We start from the raw sequence: 20,626 nt of genomic DNA, 5'->3' as shown, positions 1-20,626 counted from the left end.
GCGCACAAATAGTGTTATTTATAGATAGATTGTATGGCGCGATGGCCTAAATGATTCCTATACAACTTACACTCAAAAATTTTCTCAGCTATCGCGAAGCCGGTTTAGACTTTCGCGGCCTGCACACCGCTTGCATTTGCGGGCCTAACGGTGCTGGCAAATCCTCCCTCTTAGAAGCGATGGCCTGGGCACTTTGGGGCTGTTGCCGCAGCGATACGGAAGACGATATCATCCATATCGGCGAAACAGATGTGCGCGTTGATTTCACTTTCTCCACCGGCGGCCAAATCTACCGGGTGATTCGCAACCGCCGGCGCGGACAATCGGGAAGTTTGGAATTTCAAGTAGCAACAAACCCCCCCTTCCCCCCCCTTGGTAAGGGGGGGCCACAAGAAGTGAATTCTTCCCTTGGTAAGGGGGGGCCACAAGAAGGGAATTCTTCCCTTGGTAAAGGGGAGTCCGAAGAAGTGAATTCTTCTCCCCCCCTTAGTAAGGGGGGGTCGGGGGGGGTGAATTTTCGCACGCTCACAGACAAGGGGCTGAGAACAACTCAGCAAAAAATCCTCGAACACATCAAACTAGATTACGATACTTTCATCAACTCGGCGTATTTGCGGCAGGGGCGAGCTGATGAATTTATGCTCAAAAAGCCGATCGAACGCAAACAAGTTTTAGCCAACCTGCTCAAACTCGACTCCTACGATACTTTATCCGAACAAGCCAAAGATACGTCCAAACAATTTAAAGCTCAAGTCGAAGTGCTCAAACAGAGTTTGCTAACCGTACAAGAGCAACTGCAACAAAAAGAGACGATCGCCTCCGAACAAACTCAATTGCAGCAAGCAACCGATTTGCTCTCTTCACAGCAGCAAGCCGACACAACCGAGTTGCAGCAACTGCAACTCCAGCACCACAACCGCCAAACTTGGCAAAAACTCCTCGCCGGCCACCAGCAACAGCACTACAATATCTCTCAAGAATGCCGCCGCTTGCAGCAAGAACTCAGCGCAGCCAAACAGCAGCTTCATGAGCTGCAAGCCCTCCTAGGGCAAGAAAATGAAATAACAGCAGGCATCGCGTATTTCCACAGCTTGCAAGCCACAGAAGAGACTCTCTCTGGCAAATTAAAAGCTAACCAACAAGCCCAAAATCAGCGTCAGCAATTGCAAGAACAGCAGCGGCAAGAACTGAGCTTTTTGCAAAGCAAAATTCAGCAGTTGCAAGCTCAATTAGATGTTTTAGAACAGGATGAAAAAGATGTTCGGGAGATTCTCAAACAGCAGCCGGAGGTTGACAAAGGACTCGCACAGTTGCAAGCAGTTCGATCGCGCCTCAACGAACTAGAGCAACTGCAACTGCAAGTTTCGCCCCTGCTACAACAGCAGCAGCAAAAGCAACAAAAGCTCGATCGCGCCCGCGCCGGTTTAACCGCCCGCTTAGACGAAATCAACCGACAGGTGCAAGTTCAGCAGCAGCAGCGACAGCCACAATTACAGCAGGAAATCTCGGCGATCGCCAATCAAATTTTGCAGTTGGAAAACAAGCGAGTTTATCAGCAGCGAGTCCGCGAAAAAGGTCAAGAAAGGCACGACTTTCTAGGAAACCTGCAAGCCAAAAGCCGCGACTATCAAACCAGACTCGCCGAAATCGACCAAAAACTGCAACTGCTGCGGAAAAATGAAGGAGAAAAAACCGCAGGCGAAGGTAAATCCTCGAATTTTGCGGAAAACGAGCCATCGAATTCGCCTTTAATGGTGCGGGATGCAAATTTTGGGAATTGTCCTTTGTGCGATCGACCTTTAGACGAACACTACTGGAATTTGGTAGTCGCAAAACACCACTCCCAACAGCAGGAAATCTGGAACCAACTGTGGGTAGTCCGCGAACAGTTGGCCGTCTCCGAGCGCGAAATTCAAGTCCTCAGACATGAATACCGCGAACTAGAAGAGGAATTAGCGCCCTACCAAGAATTGCGGGAACGCCGCAGCCATTTGCAAGCACAATTAGATGGGCTAAGCCAAGACGAAAACCGGCTGCAAAGTATGCGTCAAGACGCTGCGGAAATAGAGCGGTTGCTGCGCACCGGCGAGTATGCAGCTTCGGATTTGGCCGAACTCCAGCAAATCGAACAGCAACTGCAACAGCTCAATTACAGCGATAGCAGCCACTCCCTCGCCCGCAGCGAGGAAAAGCGCTTGCGGTGGGCCGAAATTAAGCAAGCTCAAATCAAAGACGCTCAACAGAAACTGAATAAAATTAATGCCCGCCGCCCGGATTTGCAAACTCAATTAGCCACCGTACAGCAACAGTTAGAACAGCAAAAAAATAGCTCGGAAATACAGCAGCAAATTCTGTCTTTAGATAGATACATTGCGGAAATTGGCTATAATTTGGAACAGCACGAACAGGTGCGGATCGAAATGCGCCGATCGCAGTTTTGGATCGCCCGCGCCGAAAAACTGCGATCGGCAACTGTGCAGTACCCACAAGTGCAGCAGCGGGTTAATGAAATAGCAAATTCGATCGCTGTGCGCGATCGAGATTTGCAAGCTGTCAGCGCTCAAACTTCAGCGATGAACCAGCAATTGCAAGAATATCCCGATCCCACAGCTCGAATCAGCGCGATCGAACAGCAAATCAGTCGCCGCCGCCAGCAGCTCGACCAACATTTGGGAAGTCTCGGACGCCTCCAGCAGCAGCAGCAAAATCTGGAAACTCTGCAAGTTCAGCTAGTAGCTCAAAAAGAGCAAATGCAAGTGGCTAAACGCCAGCAGCGAGTTTATCAAGAGTTGGGTCAAGCATTTGGTAAAAACGGCATTCAAGCTTTAATGATTGAAAATGTTTTGCCTCAACTAGAAGCTGAAACCAATCAGATATTGGCGAGATTGAGCGCGAATCAATTGCACGTTCAATTTATTACTCAGCGCGCTGCTGCTTCTAAAAAAGCAACTAAATTGATTGACACTTTAGACATTTTAATTGCTGATGCTCGCGGTACGCGCGCCTACGAAACTTACTCGGGCGGTGAAGCTTTTCGGATTAATTTTGCGATTCGGCTGGCCCTGGCGAGACTGCTGTCTCAGCGGGCGGGTACGGCTTTGCAAATGTTGATTATTGATGAGGGGTTCGGAACTCAGGATGCTGAAGGGTGCGATCGGCTGATTGCTGCAATTAATGCGATCGCCTCCGACTTCGCCTGCATTCTCACCGTTACCCATATGCCCCACCTGAAAGAAGCTTTTCAAGCCAGGATTGAAGTAAGCAAAACTGCTCAGGGTTCTTGCATCAGCTTGTCAATTTAAAAGGGTTGGCGAACCCCATGGAAGAAGGAGAAGAAACAAAAGTTGAAAAGATCAGTATTGTGAAACTTCTGTTTTTTTTTGACCTGATATCATGTCCGGTCGAGGAACCGGGATTTTTGTAGGGGAGGGTTCGCCAACAATACCTGCCAACAATCTCCCATCTCAAAAACCCGCCCCGACCGGGATATTATGGTTAATCGATCGGACACGATCTGATATCAATTCCGGCGCTGCCGGAATTGATATTAAGGGTTCTAAGTCTTGGAAGACTCTCACATAATAAATTTCCCAACTCCATCAATTCGTAGCTAGAACGAGATGAGATTTTCACTAGACCTCTTCTTGCAAAAGTCCTATTCATAAATTTATAGGACGGGCAAGATGCCCATCCCACAAAAGTTATTTTTTCTTGTGGGATGGGCCGAAGAGCCCGTCCTAGTTATTTTTGCAAGAGGTCTAATTCAAAACAGCGCCTAAATTATTCAAAAAGTGTGAGGTTTTGATGGTGGAAGACTTGAGTTTCAAGAATATAATATCAAATCCGTTAGCATCGGAATAGTAAATTCGAGTTCACTGTTGACGGTTGACTGTTCACGGCGTCAACAGTCAACCGTCAACAGTCAACAGTCAACATCATTCCGGTGTAACCGGAAATGATATAACTAGACGCGCCCAAGTCAAAACTAATATTGAAGACCGCAATTTGGTTTACTTGTCCCATAATCAGGCGGCTAAGAGTGGTTTGAATAGATCAATGCTTGATGCCGATCGCGGTCAATTTACTACTGTTATCAAATATGTTGCTGGGAAGTTGGGTAAAAGCGTTGTATTCCTTGACCCCAAGGGAACTTCTCAACATTGCTGGAATTGTCTCAACAAAGTGCCTAAAGAATTGTCAGATTGATGGCATTCTTGTCAGTGTGGCGAATCTTTGGATAGAGACGAAAATTTAGCCAAACTTATCAAAAAGATGGCGCTGAATTACGAAAGTGGCGGTGGTTCTACGTCACTGAAAAAATCCCTGGCATCGAGGGAAAAAGAAGCCTGCGGTGTAACGAACGGTACTCCGTTGACCGTCTGGTTTGTTCACCAATAAAATTATAGAATAAGAATGGCTCAACCTGTTTATAATTTTTTATTGTTCTGTCCGCTCCTTGGGAGTTGGGATATTGCTACCGATGACAACAGACTCTTTCCACCTGTCTCTCCTAGAGCGGGCGATGGCAGCATCGAGCAACAGCATCCTCATCGCCGATGCTAGCAGGCCTGACATACCTATTATCTACTGCAATCCTGCTTTTGAGAAACTGACTGGTTACAGTAGCGAAGAAGTTATTGGACGCAACTGCAGGTTTTTGCAGGGCCCCGATACGGATGGCGCCGAATTAGACAAACTCCGCAGCAGTTTACGATCGGGAACGGAAAGTAAGGTAGTTCTCAAAAATTACCGCAAAGATCAAACTCCTTTTTGGAACGAATTAACCGTTTCCCCCATCCTAGACAATCAGGGAAAAATAACTCATTTTATCGGAGTTCAGAACGATATTAGCAAAAGAGTAGCAGCCGAAACAGCCCTGCAACAAAGCGAAGAAAGATTGCGGGCGATCGCCACTGCTACTCCCGTTCCCATGTTAATTACGCGGCTAGAAGACAGCGTTATTTTATATGCAAATCCTGCCCTTGGGGAATGTTTGGGTTGGACTTACGAACAACTTATCGCTGGCAAAAACAATGAATTTTATGCCAATATCAACGACCGCAGTCAATTGCTAGAATTAGTCAAACAAAACGGCTTTAGCGACAGCGAACAAATCTGCCTCAGGAAAGCAAACGGCAGTTTTTTTTGGGTAAAACTGTCGATGCGATCGATTAATTTTAACGGCGAAGCAGCAATTTTATCGGCATTTTACGATATTACCGATCGCGTAGAAGCAGAAACAGCATTACGGCAAAGCGAAGCGAGGTTTCAAAAACTAGCCGCCAACCTTCCCGGAATGATTTATCAATTTCAGTTAGCAGCAGACGGCACTGTGTCATTCCCTTACGTCAGTTCCGGCTGCCGCGAACTCTGGGAATTAGAACCTCTTGTACTCCAAAATTCAGCTATTCCTGCGCTCGAAATGCTTCATCCAGAGGATGCGCAAAGCTTCCAGGAATCTGTTGCCATCTCAGCTAAAACTTTAGAACCTTGGCGGTGGGAAGGCAGGTTAGTTTTTCCGGGCGGTCGGATCAAGTGGATTGGCGGGGCTTCCCGACCAGAACCGGGCGAAAAAGGTGACATTATTTGGGACGGCTTGTTGATAGACATTAGCGATCGCAAACTTGCAGAATTAGCACTGCGGCAAAGCGAAGCCAGATTTCAAAAAATGGCCGCCAACGTGCCGGGAATGATTTATCAATACTTGCTGCATTCCGACAATTCCGATGAATTCATTTATGTCAGTTCCGGCTGTTGGGAACTCTACGAATTAGATCCAGAAAAAGTTCAAAAAAACTCCGATTTAATATGGTCAACGGTGCATCCAGAAGACCTAAAACCCATGTTAGAATCAGTCGCAATTTCAGGCAAAACTTTAAAACCTTGGATATATGAAGGGCGGATCCTAACCCGATCGGGAAAACTGAAATGGATTCGCGGCATCGCTCGCCCCGAACTGCAAGCGGGCGGCGATATACTGTGGGAGGGGGTGACAATCGACATCAGCGATCGCAAGCTAGCAGAAATCGCCCTAGGCCAGTCAAAAATCGCCCTGCAACAAGCCAACCAAGAACTTGAAAAGCGCGTCCTAGAACGTACCGAAGCCTTGCAAACCTCCCAAAAAATGCTGTGGTTGGTAATCAACAACATCCCTCAGTTAATCGCCTGGAAAGATCGAGATTTAGTTTACTTGGGAGCAAACAAAAACTTTGCCAAAGTCGCAGGTTTTAATCACCCGAGTGAAATCGCCGGTCTCACCGACTTCGATATGCCCTGGAAGCCCGAAGAAACAGAAGTTTTTCGAGCCGGCGACCGCCGCATCATGGCAACCAACACCCCAGAATATCACATCATAGAATCCAAAATGCAAGCCGACGGCACCCAGTGCTGTCTGGATACAAATAAAATACCTTTACACGACAATTACGGCAATGTTGTCGGCATTTTGTCTACGTTTGAAGACATCACCGATAGGCTTTCCCTAGAAGCTCAAGTCCGGGCCAGCGAGGAACTATTTCGCAAAATCTTTGAAGATGCACCCATCGCTATCTACTTAGCCAATTTAGACGATAACAAGTTAGTGCGAGTCAATAAGACTTACTGCGAAATGCTGGGATATACCGCCGCAGAATTGCTGGCCAAAACATTTATAGAAATTGGGCATCCCGAAGATAATCCCAAAAATCTCCAAGTTGCTGCTTCTCTTAATCGGGGAGAAATTACGAGCTATCAACTCGAAGTTCGCCAGAGGGCGGCTACAGGTAAGATTGTTTGGGTAAACGTCACAGCTACTTTGATTCGAGACGGGGAAGGAAAGCCTATTTACAAATTAGGGATGATTGAAAATATTACCAACCGCAAAATTTCCGAAGCAGCACTCCAAGCTTCGGAATCTCAATTGAGAAAACAAGCAGCCCAATTGCAAGAAGCTTACGAACAGCTACAACACGCTCAAATCCAATTAGTTCAATCAGAAAAAATGTCGAGCCTCGGTCAGATGGTGGCTGGCATCGCCCACGAAATCAACAATCCCGCAACTTTTATTAACGGCAATATTTCTCACACATCTAACTATTTTCACGATTTAATAGAACTATTGAATCTCTACCAGCAATGCTACCCGTGCCCAGTTCCTCAGATTGCTGAAAAACTTAAGGAGTTAGAGTTAGAGTTTCTGAAGGAAGACTTGCCAAAAATGCTAAATTCCATGAGAGTAGGAGTAGAAAGAATCAGTAAAATTGTGTTGTCGATGCGGAACTTTTCGCGACTGGATGAATCAGAAATGAAGTTGGTAGACATTCACGAAGGAATTGACAGTACGCTATTAATTGTGCAGCACAGATTGCATCAGGGAAGTAGAAAAAGCCGGATTGAAATTCTTAAAGAATACGGAAAAATATCGAAAATTAACTGTTGTGCGGGGCAGTTAAACCAGGTATTTCTCAACATTATCAGCAATGCGATTGAGGCTTTACAAAACCAACCGCAACCTCGGACGATCGTAATTCGCACTGAAATGAAAACAGCCGAGTTGAAAAGCCATAGTAAAAGCCAGCTCAGTCATTGCGATCGCATCGTCATTTGCATCGCCGACAGCGGCCCGGGAATGACCGAAGACGTTCGCAAGCGGCTATTTGACCCCTTCTTCACCACCAAGCCCGTAGGGTCTGGAACCGGCTTGGGATTATCCATCAGCCATCAAATTGTGGTAGAAAAACATAGGGGAAGCCTGCGGTGCATCTCAGCGCCCGGACAGGGAGCGGAATTCTGGATTGAAATCCCCTGCTGAGCGATCGTTCATTAATTTAAAAGTTTCAAGATATAACTTTTAATTCCCAATTGCCGTCGGTGCTTGAGTTATCAGGGTTTTGAATTAACCGCACTCAGAGGCCGAAATAGATCGCACTCAGCGGTGTGCTAATCTGCTGCCCTTATTCGCTAGGCAATTATGCTGAAAAAACTACCTTTATCCTGGTCTCGCTACATTCCAGCCGGGTTGACGCTGGCTTTGGGTGTGGGACTGTCGCTGCTGACATTCGCCTTGGTTTGGGACTGGGAAGATAACCGCCGCGACTACGAAATGCACCGCCGCATCGACGATATTTCGATCGGCATCGAACGCCAGCTCAACTCCGACTTAGATAGTGTTCTCGCCCTCAGCGACTACATGAAAGCCTTCAGCGCCGTCGAGCGTTCCTCTTTTGCCAGGTTTGTCGCCCGTCCCCTAGCCGTCCACCCCAGCCTGCAACTCCTGGCTTGGGTTCCCCGCATCCCCAATTCCGAGCGGCGCAACTACGAAGCCAAAGCCAGAACCGAAACCGACCCCAGCTTCGAGATTACGGAGCGCGACCCCCGAGGAGGACTGCGCCAGGCCCTCCAGCGTGCCGAATACTTCCCGGCTATCTACGTCGAACCAACAGCCGGAAACGAGACAGCATTGGGCTTTGACCTCGCCTCCCTCCCAGAAATCCGCGCCGCGCTCGATCGAGGGCGCGATACTGGAGAAATGATTGTCACCAACTACACTGGCCTGACTCAGGGCAATTCCCCGGAACTAGGTCTTTTGGCAATAGTTCCGATTTACGGAAACAGCATTAAACCGACTGCCGTGGAATCCCGTCGCCAACTGCTAGAAGGATTTGTTGTGGGCGTATTTCGAGCCAAAGATATTTTCCAAGCCTCTTTAAAAGGACGCAATACCGACTACCTCACTATTTATCTCGCCAGCGATGCTCCACAGAAGCAAGAAGCACGGTCGCTGTTACCGCAAAGGGAAAACTCGGTTCTGAAAAATCTGCCTGCTCCGGGCCAAATTCAGCAATTTGCGGTGCTGTTCGACTCCGCCAGCCAACAAGTGCTTTCAGCATCAGCCGCTGTGGAACGATCCCTCCGGCGAGACTGCCCGATTCTTGACAATCCAGGCCCGGATTATACAGCTTGCAAAAGGCCGCTGAAAATTAGCGGCCGCCAGTGGTGTCTGTACGTGTCGGCAACGCCGGAAATTCGCAAAACTCGCAAGCACTGGCGCTCTTGGGGAACTCTGACGATGGGGATGCTGTGGACTCTGATTCCGGTGACATATATGCTGACAGCTTTGAGCCGCACCGCCCAAATCGAAAAGCTAGCCGGAGAAAGAATTCGCCAAGCCGAACAGTTGCAGGCTGCTTACCTACAGTTGGAACTCGAACAAGCTAAATCCGAGCAACTGCTGCTGAACGTTTTGCCGGCTGCGATCGCCCTGCGTTTGAAGGCCAACGAACACAATATCGCCGAAAGTTTTGCGGAAGTAACTGTGATGTTTGCGGACATTGTGGGGTTTACAGAGCTTTCGTCGAGAATTTCAGCGACTGCTGTGGTGGAAGTGCTCAACGATATTTTTTCGGCTTTTGACCACTTGGCCGATCGCCACGGTTTGGAGAAAATTAAAACTATTGGTGATGCTTACATGGTTGTCGGCGGTTTGCCTACGCCCCGAGAGGATCACGCCGAGGCGATCGCGAACATGGCGATCGATATGCTCCACGAAATTCGCATCCTCAGTTTAGAGCATTCGGAGCCTTTCAGCATTCGGATCGGGATTTGCAGCGGCCCTGTCGTTGCCGGCGTCATCGGCTTAAAAAAGTTTATTTACGACCTCTGGGGCGACACTGTAAATATTGCTTCGCGCATGGAATCCCACGGGATTACCGGCTGCATTCAAGTCACCGCCGAAACCTACGAGCTCTTAAAGGATAAATACACTTTTGAGAAGCGCGGCGCTATTCAAGTTAAGGGTAAAGGATACATGGTTACTTATTTGATGACTGGGAAAAAAGAGTATTGATCCAGGACAAAAATGGATACAAGCCTCCGCCTCCCCGATCGACTAAGACTTTCGAGCGCAAAGCTAAGATATGATAAGCTCAAGGTATTCTATCACGCCTGCACCAACTGAGGAAAAACCATGACGACGCTGCTAATTCAAACCGAAAGCGTCCCACTGACGGTCAATTTCCCTGCGATCCAATCGATGACTGTTGAACAGTTCTATGAATTCTGTCTAGTTAATCGCGATTTGAGAATTGAGCGTACTGCCAGTGGGGAAGTCATTATCATGTCACCAGCCTTTTCAGATACAGGGAACCGCAACTTCAAGATTGCCCTACAATTGGGGAACTGGGCAGAACAAGATGGCACAGGTGAAACCTTTGACTCCAGTGCAGGCTTTACCTTGCCGAATGGAGCAACCCGCTCCCCCGATGCCTCATGGATTAAACTAGAGCGCTGGAATGCCTTAACTGAAGAAGAAAAAGCCTCATTCGCACCGATTTGTCCAGACTTTGTGATTGAATTGCGGTCTGCTAATGACAGTCTCAAGGGATTGCAAAACAAGATGCAAGAATATATTGAGAACGGTGTATCACTCGGCTTTTTGCTCGATCGCAAAAACAGAAAAGTCTACATCTACCGTCCCGATCGCGATCCTGAAATCTTAGATAATCCTGAAACAGTCAGCGGCGATCCAGAGTTACCGGGATTTGTCTTGCGGATGGCAAAAATCTGGTGATGCGCGATCGTTACACCATACTCAAAGACATCAATTAATCTGTCATTTATTTTTTAGCTCCAATCACTAAATCATATCGTGTGCGGTTGCATCGGTATTGTTCCAACCTCCAAACAGTCAGTTGTCCCGAAAGCATAATTTTAGTCAACAGTCAACAGTCAACAGTCAATAGTCAACAATCATCTTGCTCGTGCAACCGGAATTATATCAATTAACTGCTCTCGTTCCCAGAGTTGTAACCATTGGCTTAAGGCAGTTTATGAGCAGTGGATTTGACATTTCCGGGCGTGAACGCACGGGGGAGTTTGTGATAGCTTAGACTTCAGTTTGTGCTTCAGTGGCTTCCGATACCCCATCCTCGATCAAAGTTTTCTACGCTTGCTTTTGAGCTTGCTTTCTTTTGCTCAAAACAGCCCGTTGAATTGTCAGCAAAATTTTCCCCTCTTGTTCATTAATTTCGCCGTCAGCCTCGATGATGTCAGTGCATCGCTTTAAAAGTGGTTCGGCAAAGTCGAGTTCGAGTTGTTCGAGTAAAATATCCAACTTGGGAGGCAATTTAGACTTATTTTTCACAGATTCAATCTCAGATAAAGACTTGGGATTTAAATTTGCCGCTTGTAATTGGGGTAATAACTCATCCCATCGGGTGAATTTTTGGGTGGTATAGACGACATACACCAAAATCCAATCCATCACCGTTTCTTGTGCGATCGCTTTCTCTAAATATTGCTCACTTTCCGCTTGCAATACCTCTCGTAAATCTTCGAGCTGGGTTTCGATTTTCGAGGAATCGAGATCGGCTTCATAAAACCGACAAGCACCGTATCCCAGCGCGTAAATCATTGCCGCACTGGCACTAGCATTAATCACCGCACCCGCCAAGGGAATATTGCTGACAAGCGTAACTCCAGCTTCGATCGCTAAATTGCTCCCCAAGGATAAACCGAAAATAGCTACAACTTCTTTTTGGCGATCGCTCGATTGCAAATCCTTTCCATAGGCGGCAGCAATTTGATAAACCAACTCGGCAGATAACGCCGTCATTGCCGCTAAATCCATGCCAGCCAATGCCAAAGCTGCGCCCGGAACTAAACTGCTAACCAAGCCACTTCCTGCCGCTAGCAAGGCTTTTTCCACCATTAAGCGATGTGCGATTTCTTGAGGTTTCTCGTGAGGATATTGGCGCTGCAACTCTCGAACTTGCGCCTCGGCAGTCACGACATCAACTTTATTGATCGCATTAACTAACCAGTCGATTTTGAAATTTTCAGTCAGTTTTTTCAAGATAGGACTCTGGGAAATCGAACCGAGGGCTGAATCCCAAAAATTGGGAAATTGGAGTGCTGCACTTCCGGCATTCCCTACCGCATTGCCTACCGCACTCGCGGTATTAACAACAATCTCACCTCCAGCACTGCTTGCTGCATTCCCCACCGCACTCGCGGTATTAACAATCGCACTTCCGGCATTCCCTACCGCATTCCCTACCGCACTCGCAGTATTCACGATCGCACTTCCGGCATTCCCTACCGCACTGGCGGTATTAACAACAATCGCATCTCCAGCACTGCCTGCTGCATTCCCTACCGCACTGGCGGTATTAACAATCGCACTTCCGGCATTCCCTACCGCACTCCCTACCGCACTCGCCGTTGCAGAGACGGCTCCGAAAACGGAACCGAACCAATTAGATTTATCCCCTGGTTTAGCCTGCACCTCCGATTCGGATCGATCCTTGGTTTCTGATACTTCTGTTGCTGACAGAACTTCTTCTGAGTGGGTGCTGTCTTTTTTGCTTTCGTTGTTATCTAGCATGGCTTTACTGTGGGTTGAGATTTTCAATGCAGCTTTTTCAGCAATGCGTTGGATTGACACTCCCCACTCGCCTACAGATGGGGATTCGTTTCCTGGTCATAGTGTAGCGCGATCGTCCCGCTGGCGAGTTTTCGTCTTTTGCAGTGCCAGCAGGAGGCTCCCGATCCCTATCTTTAAAGCATTAAACCATGACCGAAGACATCAATTCATCGCTCATTTCAAAATTCGCCGTCACACTTTGCACGTCATCCAAATCTTCCAGTGCATCCATTAACTTAAGGAGCGATCGAGCTTTTTCAGGAGTGTCTATTTCCACTGTATTGCTAGGAATCCAGCGATTTTCCGACTGCAAAACTGCAAACTTTTTTTGTTTCAAAACATCAGCCAGCTTTTCCAAATGAGCCACACTTGTAAATACCTCTGCACCTTCAGTATCATCATCAATTAATATCAAATCATAAGATTCCGCAGCCGCCTCTAGCGACGCTTCAAACAATTGTTCCTCATCAATCGGGCCGCGTACCGTACAAACTCCTTTGTGGTCGAACATCCAGCCCACACAACCAGTTTCGCCCAAATTGCCGCCATTTTTAGTAAAAGCTTCTCGCAAGTCAGCGGCTGTGCGGTTGCGGTTGTCTGTCAGCGCTTCAATCAGAATAGCAACCCCGCCAACGCCGTAACCTTCGTAGCGAATAGCTTCTAATTCCGAACTCCCCCCCGCCAAGCCGGCACCTTTGGCGATCGCCCTTTCTATGTTTTCATTAGGAATATCTGCCGCCTTGGCTTTTTCAATAGCCGTCCGCAGTTGAAAATTGCCAGCGGGATCGGGAACTCCGCTGCGGGCCGCGACAATAATTTCGCGAGATATTCGAGCAAAAACCTTGCCTTTAACGGCATCAACTCTAGCTTTTTGGCGTTTAATATTCGCCCACTTACTGTGTCCAGCCATACCGATTTGAGATTTTCAATTTAAAATTTGCGATCGACATTAAACAATAACACCCAGATTCTCACATATCTGATTAACGTAGGGTGCGCCCGGTCGCGCACCTTACACACATAGCATAGAATGCGATTTTTCGCACGAATCTCAACTTTAATTAAAGCGGATAACGGCTTCAGAGTCCGTGAGGTGAGAAGTATCGCCATTAAGTGCGATCGACCATTCTCCCTCACCCCGCACCACTTTCACCAAACAGCACAAAGAAGCGTTAATTTCCGTTTCAGCACCGCCAGCCAGCCCGATCGCAGTTCCTAAAACCGACGCACCGTGACCTACCAATAACAGATCTTCGGGAAACTCAGCCGCGAGGCGTTTAGCAGTTTCCCCCGCCCTTTTGAAACAAGCTTCCGCAGTTTCGGGATAATTAGCAATACCGCCTTTGTAGGAAGCATCAATCCTGGGAAAACGCCTGCACAAAGCTTCGACGGACTCAGTTTCTGGCATTTCTGGCATCCATTCCGGATTCAGCCATTCGCACAGTCCCCACTCTAGTTTAATTGACAAATCGAGAGCTTCTGCCGCGTGATTTGCTGTTTGGACAGTTCGCAGAAAAGGGGAAGCAAAAATATGAGAAATTCCTTCTCCTTTGAGGCGATTGGCGAGTTGTTTAGCTTGAACGTGACCGTCTTCGGAAAGGTGGGGGTCATAGGGGCGTTCTGCCGTGAGAAACCAGTCGGGGTTAACGAAGTCAATGCGGTTTCCGTGTCGTGCGATCCAGACTGTTTGTGGCATGAGTTGCTTTGAGTTTTGCTTCTAGGTGTAATTTTATATCAAAATTTGTTGATTTGATTTGTTGCGAAGCTATTGATGAGATTTTTTTTTACCGCAGATGCACGCAGATAGACGCAGATGGATGGTGGATTGGGTAAAGAGTGATGTGGTGCGATCGGATTTGTTAATTTAAAGTCGATTTTGCCATGTGTTCAAAGCTTGAGCAACTAGCCCATCTAAATCTTCACAAATATAATCTTTTGCTGTGATTATTCTTACATTCGGCTCATTTTCATATTCGCGTATTTTAAAATAACTTGTATGTTTGGTATCTTTGTATAACCCTTCTGGTACGTGACTAAACTGCCAGTATATCTCCCAATCAGTATGAACTTGCATCCTGGCAATAGCTTGTTTCTTACTGTTAGGTATAGGCAACCAGAGAAACAAAATAATTGTTTTCGATTTTCTAGCGAAATATAACTCCGCACAAGGCTTATTTTTTTTATTGCATATTTGATGCTTTTAGGCTCAATTATTTCCTGCATTCGATTGTCGAAGCTGAGAATTTGCTGGCGAATTTTCAGAAATTTATCTTCATTTTCCGCAGCCCATGAACCCAGGCAATCTAAAATTAATCTTGGCGGAGGGGGTATACTGTCATCACTTTTCCTATAATCTATCTCGCGATAGGGTATGTCTATTTGCGAGGTTTCTTGTGTATCTATGTCTTTAAAATGCAGATAAAATTTATCTTGATTTTGGATAACTGCAAATTGCAAAAATTGAAAAAATAGCCCGTGATACTTCCTGTCTGTAAAATTATCTCTGTGAAATTTGGGCGCAATTGCTATTAAGCGAACGGGTCGATCGTAATCCACGCGATCGGCAAAAGGTTTGTGTTCTAACAAAGCATCGTAATAACGGGTTAACTGCTGAACGACATATCTATCTTCGCCGTTTTTCAGCTCCAGCACAACTAACCGTTTATTCTCGTCCACCGCTACAATATCGCATCTTTGCTCGTTGACAGTGAATTGCCGCTTGATGACTGTCAATCGATTTTAGATTTTAGATTTTAGATTTTAGATTGACCCCACGGATAAATGCGGGGGCTTGAGGATTTTCGATTTTCGATTTTGGATTGATTCCACGGATAAATCACGTGGCGGGTACCATCAAGAAATTCTTGGTCAAACCCAGCAAAATTTGCAAGTGAACTTCGACAAAATCCTCTAAGGCTTCTTCATTTGCAAATTCCCACCCAGACCCTGTTTTCCTCAATGCGGCGCTGCTTAGCATTTTGACAATTCTTAAAGTCTTTAACCAATTTTACCACTAATTTCTGTAGTCCGCCGGGGGTTTAAATAAACCCCGATCGCCCTGACAGCTTCCCAGCCATCGCGCCACAAAATCGCCTTTAAGTGGAAGCGCTATAATAGTAACTATTGGACACTCCCATCTCTTGACAAATTATTAAAAATATGCTCATCAGTGAAAGCGATCGCGCTACCATTCGCTCAGTCGTAGAACAGCAACTGCAAGCATTTCAAAAAGACGATGCTGCTGGGGCTTTTGCCTTCGCCAGTCCCGGAATTCAGCAGCAGTTTGGCACAGCAGAAAACTTTATGTACATGGTAAAAATTGCCTATCAAGCTGTCTACCGTCCGCGATCGGTATTATTTGAAAACCTCGCCACTGTAGAAGGAATTCCCGCTCAGCCGGTGCTGTTGCTCGACTCGGAAGGCATCCCCATCCGAGCAATTTATGTCATGGAAAAACAGTTTGATAATAGTTGGCGAATTAATGGCTGTTATTTGGTTCCCCTAACAGAATAATAAGTTATGCTTACTTTTATGCTGAGCTTTTTTTGCTAACTCGCAGCATCTTATTCCCGCCTTTTTGAAACTCATAAGGAGCCTCTTGAATTTCTACACGAAAACTTCTATTTTTCAATTCGGTGACGATCGGATTTAAGTGTTCGGATTCCTCCCCGCTAAAACTCTGCAATAGAGGAAATACGCGGACTTCCTTCGCAACCCGACACATTTCTGTAATTGCTGACCGATGAAATTCTTCGGAAAGCAGGTGAGAATAAGCAAATAAGAAATGGCTGCACAAAGCTAAATCGAATTGACCGTTCTCGAAAGGCAAAACAGGCAGCTCAGCAGTCATGTAGCGGCCTTGCTGCAAGCCTGATGGAAAATCTTCTAAAAATTCCTGCATCGCCTTCATTCGCACGGAGCCTAGCTGGTACGGCGATTCAAAATTGTTCCACAGGTAGCCGTCTACATTTGCCTTGACAGCATCAATGACAGTGTGATATGTTTCTTGGATGCGATCGCCAATTTCCACCGCAGTAAACTGATAAACTGGATCGCAAGAAATTACCTTTTTTCCTTGGCGAGTCATTTCCGCATTGAAACTCGCCGGGCCGCCGGCACAATCAAGAATTGCTAGCTTGAGGTCACTTGATGTCAAGCTAAACATTCCTATGTATTCATCCAAGCAGCGTCCCCAGGGAATCACCTTATCAAGCTTAAGTCCCACGTATTTTTTACTCGCAAATAAGAGCAGATAATTATGATTATATCAATTTAATCCTTCAATTTCCCAATCTAAAATCTAAAATCTAAAATCTAAAATCGCTCGATCGCACAATTTTTATGATTCCACCTGTGGATTTTGCAGCGAAGCGAGGCTACACTGAACAGCAGGGAAAATAAACTAAAATCAACTAGCTAAGTTGCTCTTGTTCATTGCCAGGCTGCAACCAGGGAAGAAATATGAAATATACCGTTCAAACCGCTACAAGTCTGAGTTTGTCAGCACTCCTGGTGCTATTGAGTTCGCTGCCCAGTATAGCTCAGTTGCCTGCCATCAGAAATCCGGAGCCCGCTAGGAACCCAAACCGGCCGAGAGTACCGCAGCCGCCACCTCCGGGTTCGAGTTTGCCGCCGATCGGCAATACTGGTTCGCTGGCACAAGAAGCAGCTTATACTTTAGGCTCGGGCGATCGCCTTGCTTTAGAGATCTTCGGCGTCCCTGAATTCAGCAAGGAATATCAAGTGTTAGTTGACGGGACGCTCAATTTGCCAATCATTCGCAGCGTCTCAATTCAAGGGTTGACGCTGCAAGAAGCCGCTAACGTGATTACCCGGCGATACGAACCTTTCATAAATGTTCCCGTTGTTACCGTAACTCTGGTCGTCGCTCGCCCCCTAAATATAGGTCTTGCCGGTGAAGTTACTCGCCCGGGTTCCTACAAGATTAATCCCACTAGAGAAGGAGGAGGAGTAAAATTCCCGACTTTGATGGAAATGCTGCAACTTGCAAAAGGGGTGACACCAGCAGGAGATATGCGAAATGTCCAAATTCGCCGTCCCCGCAGAGGCAGGTCGGAGCAAGTCTTTACTGTTGATTTGCAGAATTTTTTAGAGACGGGAAATTTGCGTCAAGACGTTACCATTCGAGATGGAGATACAATTTTTGTACCGACAGCAAGTGCCCTTAATACTGAAGAAGTCCGTCAAAGAGCCAGTGCTAATTTTTCCGCTGATATTACTCAACCAATTGGCGTGGTAATTGTCGGGGAAGTAAACCGGCCAGGGCCTTATACTGTATTTGCTTCGGATGTGCGATCGACCAACCAACAAACAGACTTGAGTTTTGTATCTATCGACCAACAGCAAGGAGCCGTTGTGGGCTTACCAACGATAACTAGAGCATTGAAAATTGCTGGTGGTATCACTACAGAAGCTGACATTCGCCGCGTGCAAATCCGCCGCCGAGTCAGAGGCGGCAACGAACAAACTATCCTGGTAAATCTCTGGGATTTGCTGCAAAAAGGCGACACAACTCAAGATATTTTGCTGCAAGAAGGAGATAGCGTGATTATCCCGACAGCAGCTACTGTAGACTTAGCTGAAGTTTCTCAACTCGCAACTAGCAGTTTTTCTCCGAACGCGATTAGCATCAATATTGTGGGGGAAGTTATCAGGCCTGGGGCTTTGCTGGTTCGGCCTAGTACATCCCTGCACCAAGCCTTGCTGACCGCAGGCAGTTTCAATCAATTGCGGGCTAACAAAGACAGGGTAGAACTATTGCGTTTGAACCCCAACGGTACTGTTTCTCGCCGCACGATCGAGGTGGATTTTGCTCAAGGGTTGAATCCTAATAATAACCCAACTCTCCGCAACAACGATGTGATTCTTGTAGCGCGATCGGGCTATGCTAGGGTAGGAGACAATATCAACAGATTCTTGCAGCCGATCGCAGGAGCTGCAACGGGGATCAGCGCTGTTAGCGGCGTTTTTACTGGGTTTCAAGCAACTATCAACGCTTTTCAAAACTTATTTTTGGGAGGGGATTTCGATCGGCGAAATCAGCTCAGAGAGCTTCGCGAACAACGTCAAGACAGACAAGAGCAACGTGAAGACAGACTGCTAGAAAGAGAGCTACAACGTCAAGACAGACAGCGGCAACTTGAAGACAGACAGCGGCAAATAGATCTTCAGAATCAGCAGCTTCTGATTCAACAGCAGCAACTTCAGCTCCAGAATCAACAGCCGCAGCAAATGCAGCCTACTCCTTAGACCTCATAAGTAAGCAACGGCTAAAACAAAAGAATACGCAGAGCCCAGACTTCTTAAAGAACTCTGGGCTCTAAAACAAGAGAATTGTGCGTTTAATTAGGTTTACTTAACTTACTTCAAGTTATGTTATTCTTTTAGAAAGACCAAGCAATCAAAAAAGAGGCGGCAATATAAGCAAAAGCTTCGATTAAACCTGCGCCTAAATTAGGAACTTCCTGATTGACAATTTCATCAGAAATTTTGACTCCCGGTACTAATATCAAATCTGCAAACCATCGAATTGCCACCAATAATGCCAAACAAAACAACAAATTTAACCCGTAAACTCTAAAACTGCTTACCCAGTCTTGAAACTCAGGAGCAAAGGCAATCCTGACAATATTGCCCGTCGCAACTAACAATCCTGCACAAGCTATGCCAGCAGCAGGGTTGTTGCGCTTTTCTATTTCTCTAAACACATTGTATTTAGCGAAGCGGGGATACACAGCACTCGCTAAAACCAAAACTCCCAATCCGATCAGCCAGCAAGCAAATCCTACTAACAAATTGCCGCCTTCTCCCCCTAAAGAAGCATTCAGAATTAAGCCGTTAGCGATGTGATTTCCTGCTTCTACAAAAGCCGCACCAATATTGCGCTCTTGGATGATTTCGCGATCGCAGTCAAAGTGTTTGAGAATTAGCCGATCGCCCACCCAGGCTCCTGCGAGCATCAACAAAATTACCAAGCATCCGTAGCTGGCTAAATTCAGCAATTTCTCTGGCAAAATGGATAGAGTTTTGTCTAAAACACCTCCCAAAGCAATGACAATTCCAAAGTAATATCCGACTAAAGCGATGGCCACAGCAGGATTATCTTTGACAAACAGTTCTAAATTTAATTCCATCCGTCGCCGAAACAATTTTCGGTAAGCTAGCTGTCCGAGCCAAAACAGAAAAAAACCGATCGCTATTTGCAAAACAATTAATATCAATTGACTCATCTATTTTCTCCTTCAAGGTTGCTTAACAAGCTAATCAATGTATCTGCTAGTCGATCGTAAAAAAAACAATCTTGTGCGCCTATAGTTGTCAATGAAAATCCTCCAAATTGGCTTTTAAAACGGGAAAAATTTGCATATCCGTGACTGGGGTTGCGAGTAAAGCCGTAAAAATCGTAAACTTGACAATTTTTAGCTTTCGCTCTTTGCATCGCCCTCCAGTGCAAGCCGTAAGCTGCCATTACTTCCGGGTGTTCGGCACTTCTGCCACCATACAAGTAAATAGTGCGATCGCCCCAATAAACAACTAAAATTGCTGCTAGCAATTTCCCCCGCCACCTCGCCAACCCAATTTCAGCTATTTGTGCGGCAAATAAAGTTTGACACAGGTTAATAAAAAAGCCGTAAGGTTCTCCAAAAAACTGCTGTCGCCGTACAGTTTCTCGAAAAATATCGTAAAATAAAGGGATAGCTTGCGAGTCTGCTGTAAATTCTATTTCTACACCCCGCCGCTGGCTTAAACGCAAATTATATCGACCTTTTGGCTTCATAGCCGCCAAGATTTCCGTTTCCGAAGCACGCAAATCAACCAACAGCGTTTCTGATGGCAACGAATCGGCAGGAGCACGCGCAAACCCTTCTAAATAACCGGGTTTTTCTGACCACAGGGGTTCGATTCGTAGGGCGATCGCTCCTAATTCTTTTGCTAGCTTTCTTGCTGTTTCTAACAACATCTGCATCCCTGGTGCCCGATATTCTAGCGGTAAAATCGGCCCGCCTGTCGCTAGCAATAAATTAGCTTTTCCTGGATGAGGATAGTAATAAAAAATACAGCCACCGATTAATTTCTGTGCTTGAACAGGCAAAATGTCTATTCCACAATCAATATCATTTGTTGTGGGGTGGGCTTCTAGCCCGCCTGCAACAGGCAAAATGCCTGTTCCACAATCCATATCAGCAACAGGCAAAATGCCTGTTC

The 20,626-nt window shown here is 46.4% G+C and carries 16 protein-coding genes; 8 read left to right on the top strand and 8 right to left on the bottom strand.

Translation table 11 applies throughout. From position 1 onward, the window contains the following. The first annotated feature begins 50 nt into the window (after nucleotides 1-50). The 6 genes from QUB61_RS11695 to QUB61_RS11670 all read left to right on the top strand — a co-directional run bounded on the left by QUB61_RS11695 (nucleotide 51) and on the right by QUB61_RS11670 (nucleotide 10,546). Complete coding sequence (locus tag QUB61_RS11695) at nucleotides 51-3,302, top strand: AAA family ATPase (RefSeq protein WP_333130764.1); 3,252 nt, start codon at nucleotides 51-53, stop codon at nucleotides 3,300-3,302. Nucleotides 3,303-3,885: 583 nt separating this feature from the next. Beyond that, nucleotides 3,886-4,206 (top strand): zinc ribbon domain-containing protein, encoded by a 321-nt coding sequence (locus QUB61_RS11690; protein WP_333130766.1) that lies wholly within the window; start codon nucleotides 3,886-3,888, stop codon nucleotides 4,204-4,206. 27 nt (nucleotides 4,207-4,233) lie between these two features. Then, nucleotides 4,234-4,398: a hypothetical protein gene (locus tag QUB61_RS11685; protein ID WP_333130768.1), complete on the top strand. Its 165-nt coding sequence runs from the start codon at nucleotides 4,234-4,236 to the stop codon at nucleotides 4,396-4,398. A gap of 82 nt (nucleotides 4,399-4,480) precedes the next feature. Next, nucleotides 4,481-7,789: a PAS domain S-box protein gene (locus tag QUB61_RS11680; protein WP_333130770.1), complete on the top strand. Its 3,309-nt coding sequence runs from the start codon at nucleotides 4,481-4,483 to the stop codon at nucleotides 7,787-7,789. Between the two features lie 159 nt (nucleotides 7,790-7,948). Beyond that, nucleotides 7,949-9,823 carry an adenylate/guanylate cyclase domain-containing protein gene (locus QUB61_RS11675; RefSeq protein ID WP_333130771.1) on the top strand — a complete coding sequence of 625 codons (1,875 nt, stop codon included), beginning with the start codon at nucleotides 7,949-7,951 and terminating at the stop codon, nucleotides 9,821-9,823. Between the two features lie 120 nt (nucleotides 9,824-9,943). Continuing rightward, complete coding sequence (locus QUB61_RS11670) at nucleotides 9,944-10,546, top strand: Uma2 family endonuclease (RefSeq protein ID WP_333130773.1); 603 nt, start codon at nucleotides 9,944-9,946, stop codon at nucleotides 10,544-10,546. 372 nt (nucleotides 10,547-10,918) lie between these two features. On the opposite strand, the gene QUB61_RS11665 is transcribed toward QUB61_RS11670, so the two are convergent. The 5 genes from QUB61_RS11665 to QUB61_RS11645 form a co-directional block, all read right to left on the bottom strand. Then, nucleotides 10,919-12,421, bottom strand: a complete 1,503-nt coding sequence (locus tag QUB61_RS11665) for a hypothetical protein (protein ID WP_333130775.1) — start codon at nucleotides 12,419-12,421, stop codon at nucleotides 10,919-10,921. Nucleotides 12,422-12,542: 121 nt separating this feature from the next. After that, nucleotides 12,543-13,310 (bottom strand): YebC/PmpR family DNA-binding transcriptional regulator, encoded by a 768-nt coding sequence (locus QUB61_RS11660; RefSeq protein WP_333130777.1) that lies wholly within the window; start codon nucleotides 13,308-13,310, stop codon nucleotides 12,543-12,545. A gap of 147 nt (nucleotides 13,311-13,457) precedes the next feature. Next, complete coding sequence (locus tag QUB61_RS11655; RefSeq protein WP_333130779.1) at nucleotides 13,458-14,096, bottom strand: histidine phosphatase family protein; 639 nt, start codon at nucleotides 14,094-14,096, stop codon at nucleotides 13,458-13,460. Nucleotides 14,097-14,350: 254 nt separating this feature from the next. Continuing rightward, nucleotides 14,351-15,133: an endonuclease NucS domain-containing protein gene (locus QUB61_RS11650; RefSeq protein WP_333130781.1), complete on the bottom strand. Its 783-nt coding sequence runs from the start codon at nucleotides 15,131-15,133 to the stop codon at nucleotides 14,351-14,353. A gap of 103 nt (nucleotides 15,134-15,236) precedes the next feature. Beyond that, nucleotides 15,237-15,377, bottom strand: coding sequence for a hypothetical protein (locus QUB61_RS11645; RefSeq protein ID WP_333130783.1), 141 nt, complete (start codon nucleotides 15,375-15,377; stop codon nucleotides 15,237-15,239). A 182-nt stretch (nucleotides 15,378-15,559) separates the two neighbouring features. On the opposite strand from QUB61_RS11645, the gene QUB61_RS11640 reads away from it, so the two are divergent. After that, nucleotides 15,560-15,913 carry a DUF4864 domain-containing protein gene (locus tag QUB61_RS11640; RefSeq protein WP_333130784.1) on the top strand — a complete coding sequence of 118 codons (354 nt, stop codon included), beginning with the start codon at nucleotides 15,560-15,562 and terminating at the stop codon, nucleotides 15,911-15,913. Between the two features lie 16 nt (nucleotides 15,914-15,929). On the opposite strand, the gene QUB61_RS11635 is transcribed toward QUB61_RS11640, so the two are convergent. Continuing rightward, nucleotides 15,930-16,625: a class I SAM-dependent methyltransferase gene (locus QUB61_RS11635; RefSeq protein ID WP_333130786.1), complete on the bottom strand. Its 696-nt coding sequence runs from the start codon at nucleotides 16,623-16,625 to the stop codon at nucleotides 15,930-15,932. A 236-nt stretch (nucleotides 16,626-16,861) separates the two neighbouring features. Between QUB61_RS11635 and QUB61_RS11630 the strand changes: the two genes are divergently transcribed. Further along, a complete protein-coding gene (locus tag QUB61_RS11630; RefSeq protein ID WP_333130788.1) occupies nucleotides 16,862-18,670 on the top strand; it encodes a polysaccharide biosynthesis/export family protein in 1,809 nt (602 codons plus the stop codon). 134 nt (nucleotides 18,671-18,804) lie between these two features. On the opposite strand, the gene QUB61_RS11625 is transcribed toward QUB61_RS11630, so the two are convergent. Both QUB61_RS11625 and QUB61_RS11620 read right to left on the bottom strand, forming a co-directional pair. Continuing rightward, nucleotides 18,805-19,650, bottom strand: a complete 846-nt coding sequence (locus QUB61_RS11625) for a DUF350 domain-containing protein (RefSeq protein ID WP_333130790.1) — start codon at nucleotides 19,648-19,650, stop codon at nucleotides 18,805-18,807. After that, the coding region (locus QUB61_RS11620) for a peptidoglycan bridge formation glycyltransferase FemA/FemB family protein (RefSeq protein ID WP_333130792.1) at nucleotides 19,647-20,626 on the bottom strand (980 nt) is incomplete at its 5' end. The genes QUB61_RS11625 and QUB61_RS11620, both read right to left, overlap by 4 nt.

Origin of the sequence: Microcoleus sp. C2D2 (assembly GCF_036702495.1) — a bacterium.
GTDB lineage: Bacteria > Cyanobacteriota > Cyanobacteriia > Cyanobacteriales > Microcoleaceae > Microcoleus.
This window is presented reverse-complemented; position numbering and strand designations above follow the sequence as displayed.

Coding starts and splice junctions, on each gene's coding strand:
- QUB61_RS11640 (WP_333130784.1), top strand. CDS start 15,560: ATGCTCATCAGTGAAAGCGATCGCGCTACCATTCGCTCAGTCGTAGAA.
- QUB61_RS11695 (WP_333130764.1), top strand. CDS start 51: ATGATTCCTATACAACTTACACTCAAAAATTTTCTCAGCTATCGCGAA.
- QUB61_RS11660 (WP_333130777.1), bottom strand. CDS start 13,310: ATGGCTGGACACAGTAAGTGGGCGAATATTAAACGCCAAAAAGCTAGA.
- QUB61_RS11625 (WP_333130790.1), bottom strand. CDS start 19,650: ATGAGTCAATTGATATTAATTGTTTTGCAAATAGCGATCGGTTTTTTT.
- QUB61_RS11645 (WP_333130783.1), bottom strand. CDS start 15,377: ATGCTAAGCAGCGCCGCATTGAGGAAAACAGGGTCTGGGTGGGAATTT.
- QUB61_RS11675 (WP_333130771.1), top strand. CDS start 7,949: ATGCTGAAAAAACTACCTTTATCCTGGTCTCGCTACATTCCAGCCGGG.
- QUB61_RS11670 (WP_333130773.1), top strand. CDS start 9,944: ATGACGACGCTGCTAATTCAAACCGAAAGCGTCCCACTGACGGTCAAT.
- QUB61_RS11630 (WP_333130788.1), top strand. CDS start 16,862: ATGAAATATACCGTTCAAACCGCTACAAGTCTGAGTTTGTCAGCACTC.
- QUB61_RS11680 (WP_333130770.1), top strand. CDS start 4,481: ATGACAACAGACTCTTTCCACCTGTCTCTCCTAGAGCGGGCGATGGCA.
- QUB61_RS11655 (WP_333130779.1), bottom strand. CDS start 14,096: ATGCCACAAACAGTCTGGATCGCACGACACGGAAACCGCATTGACTTC.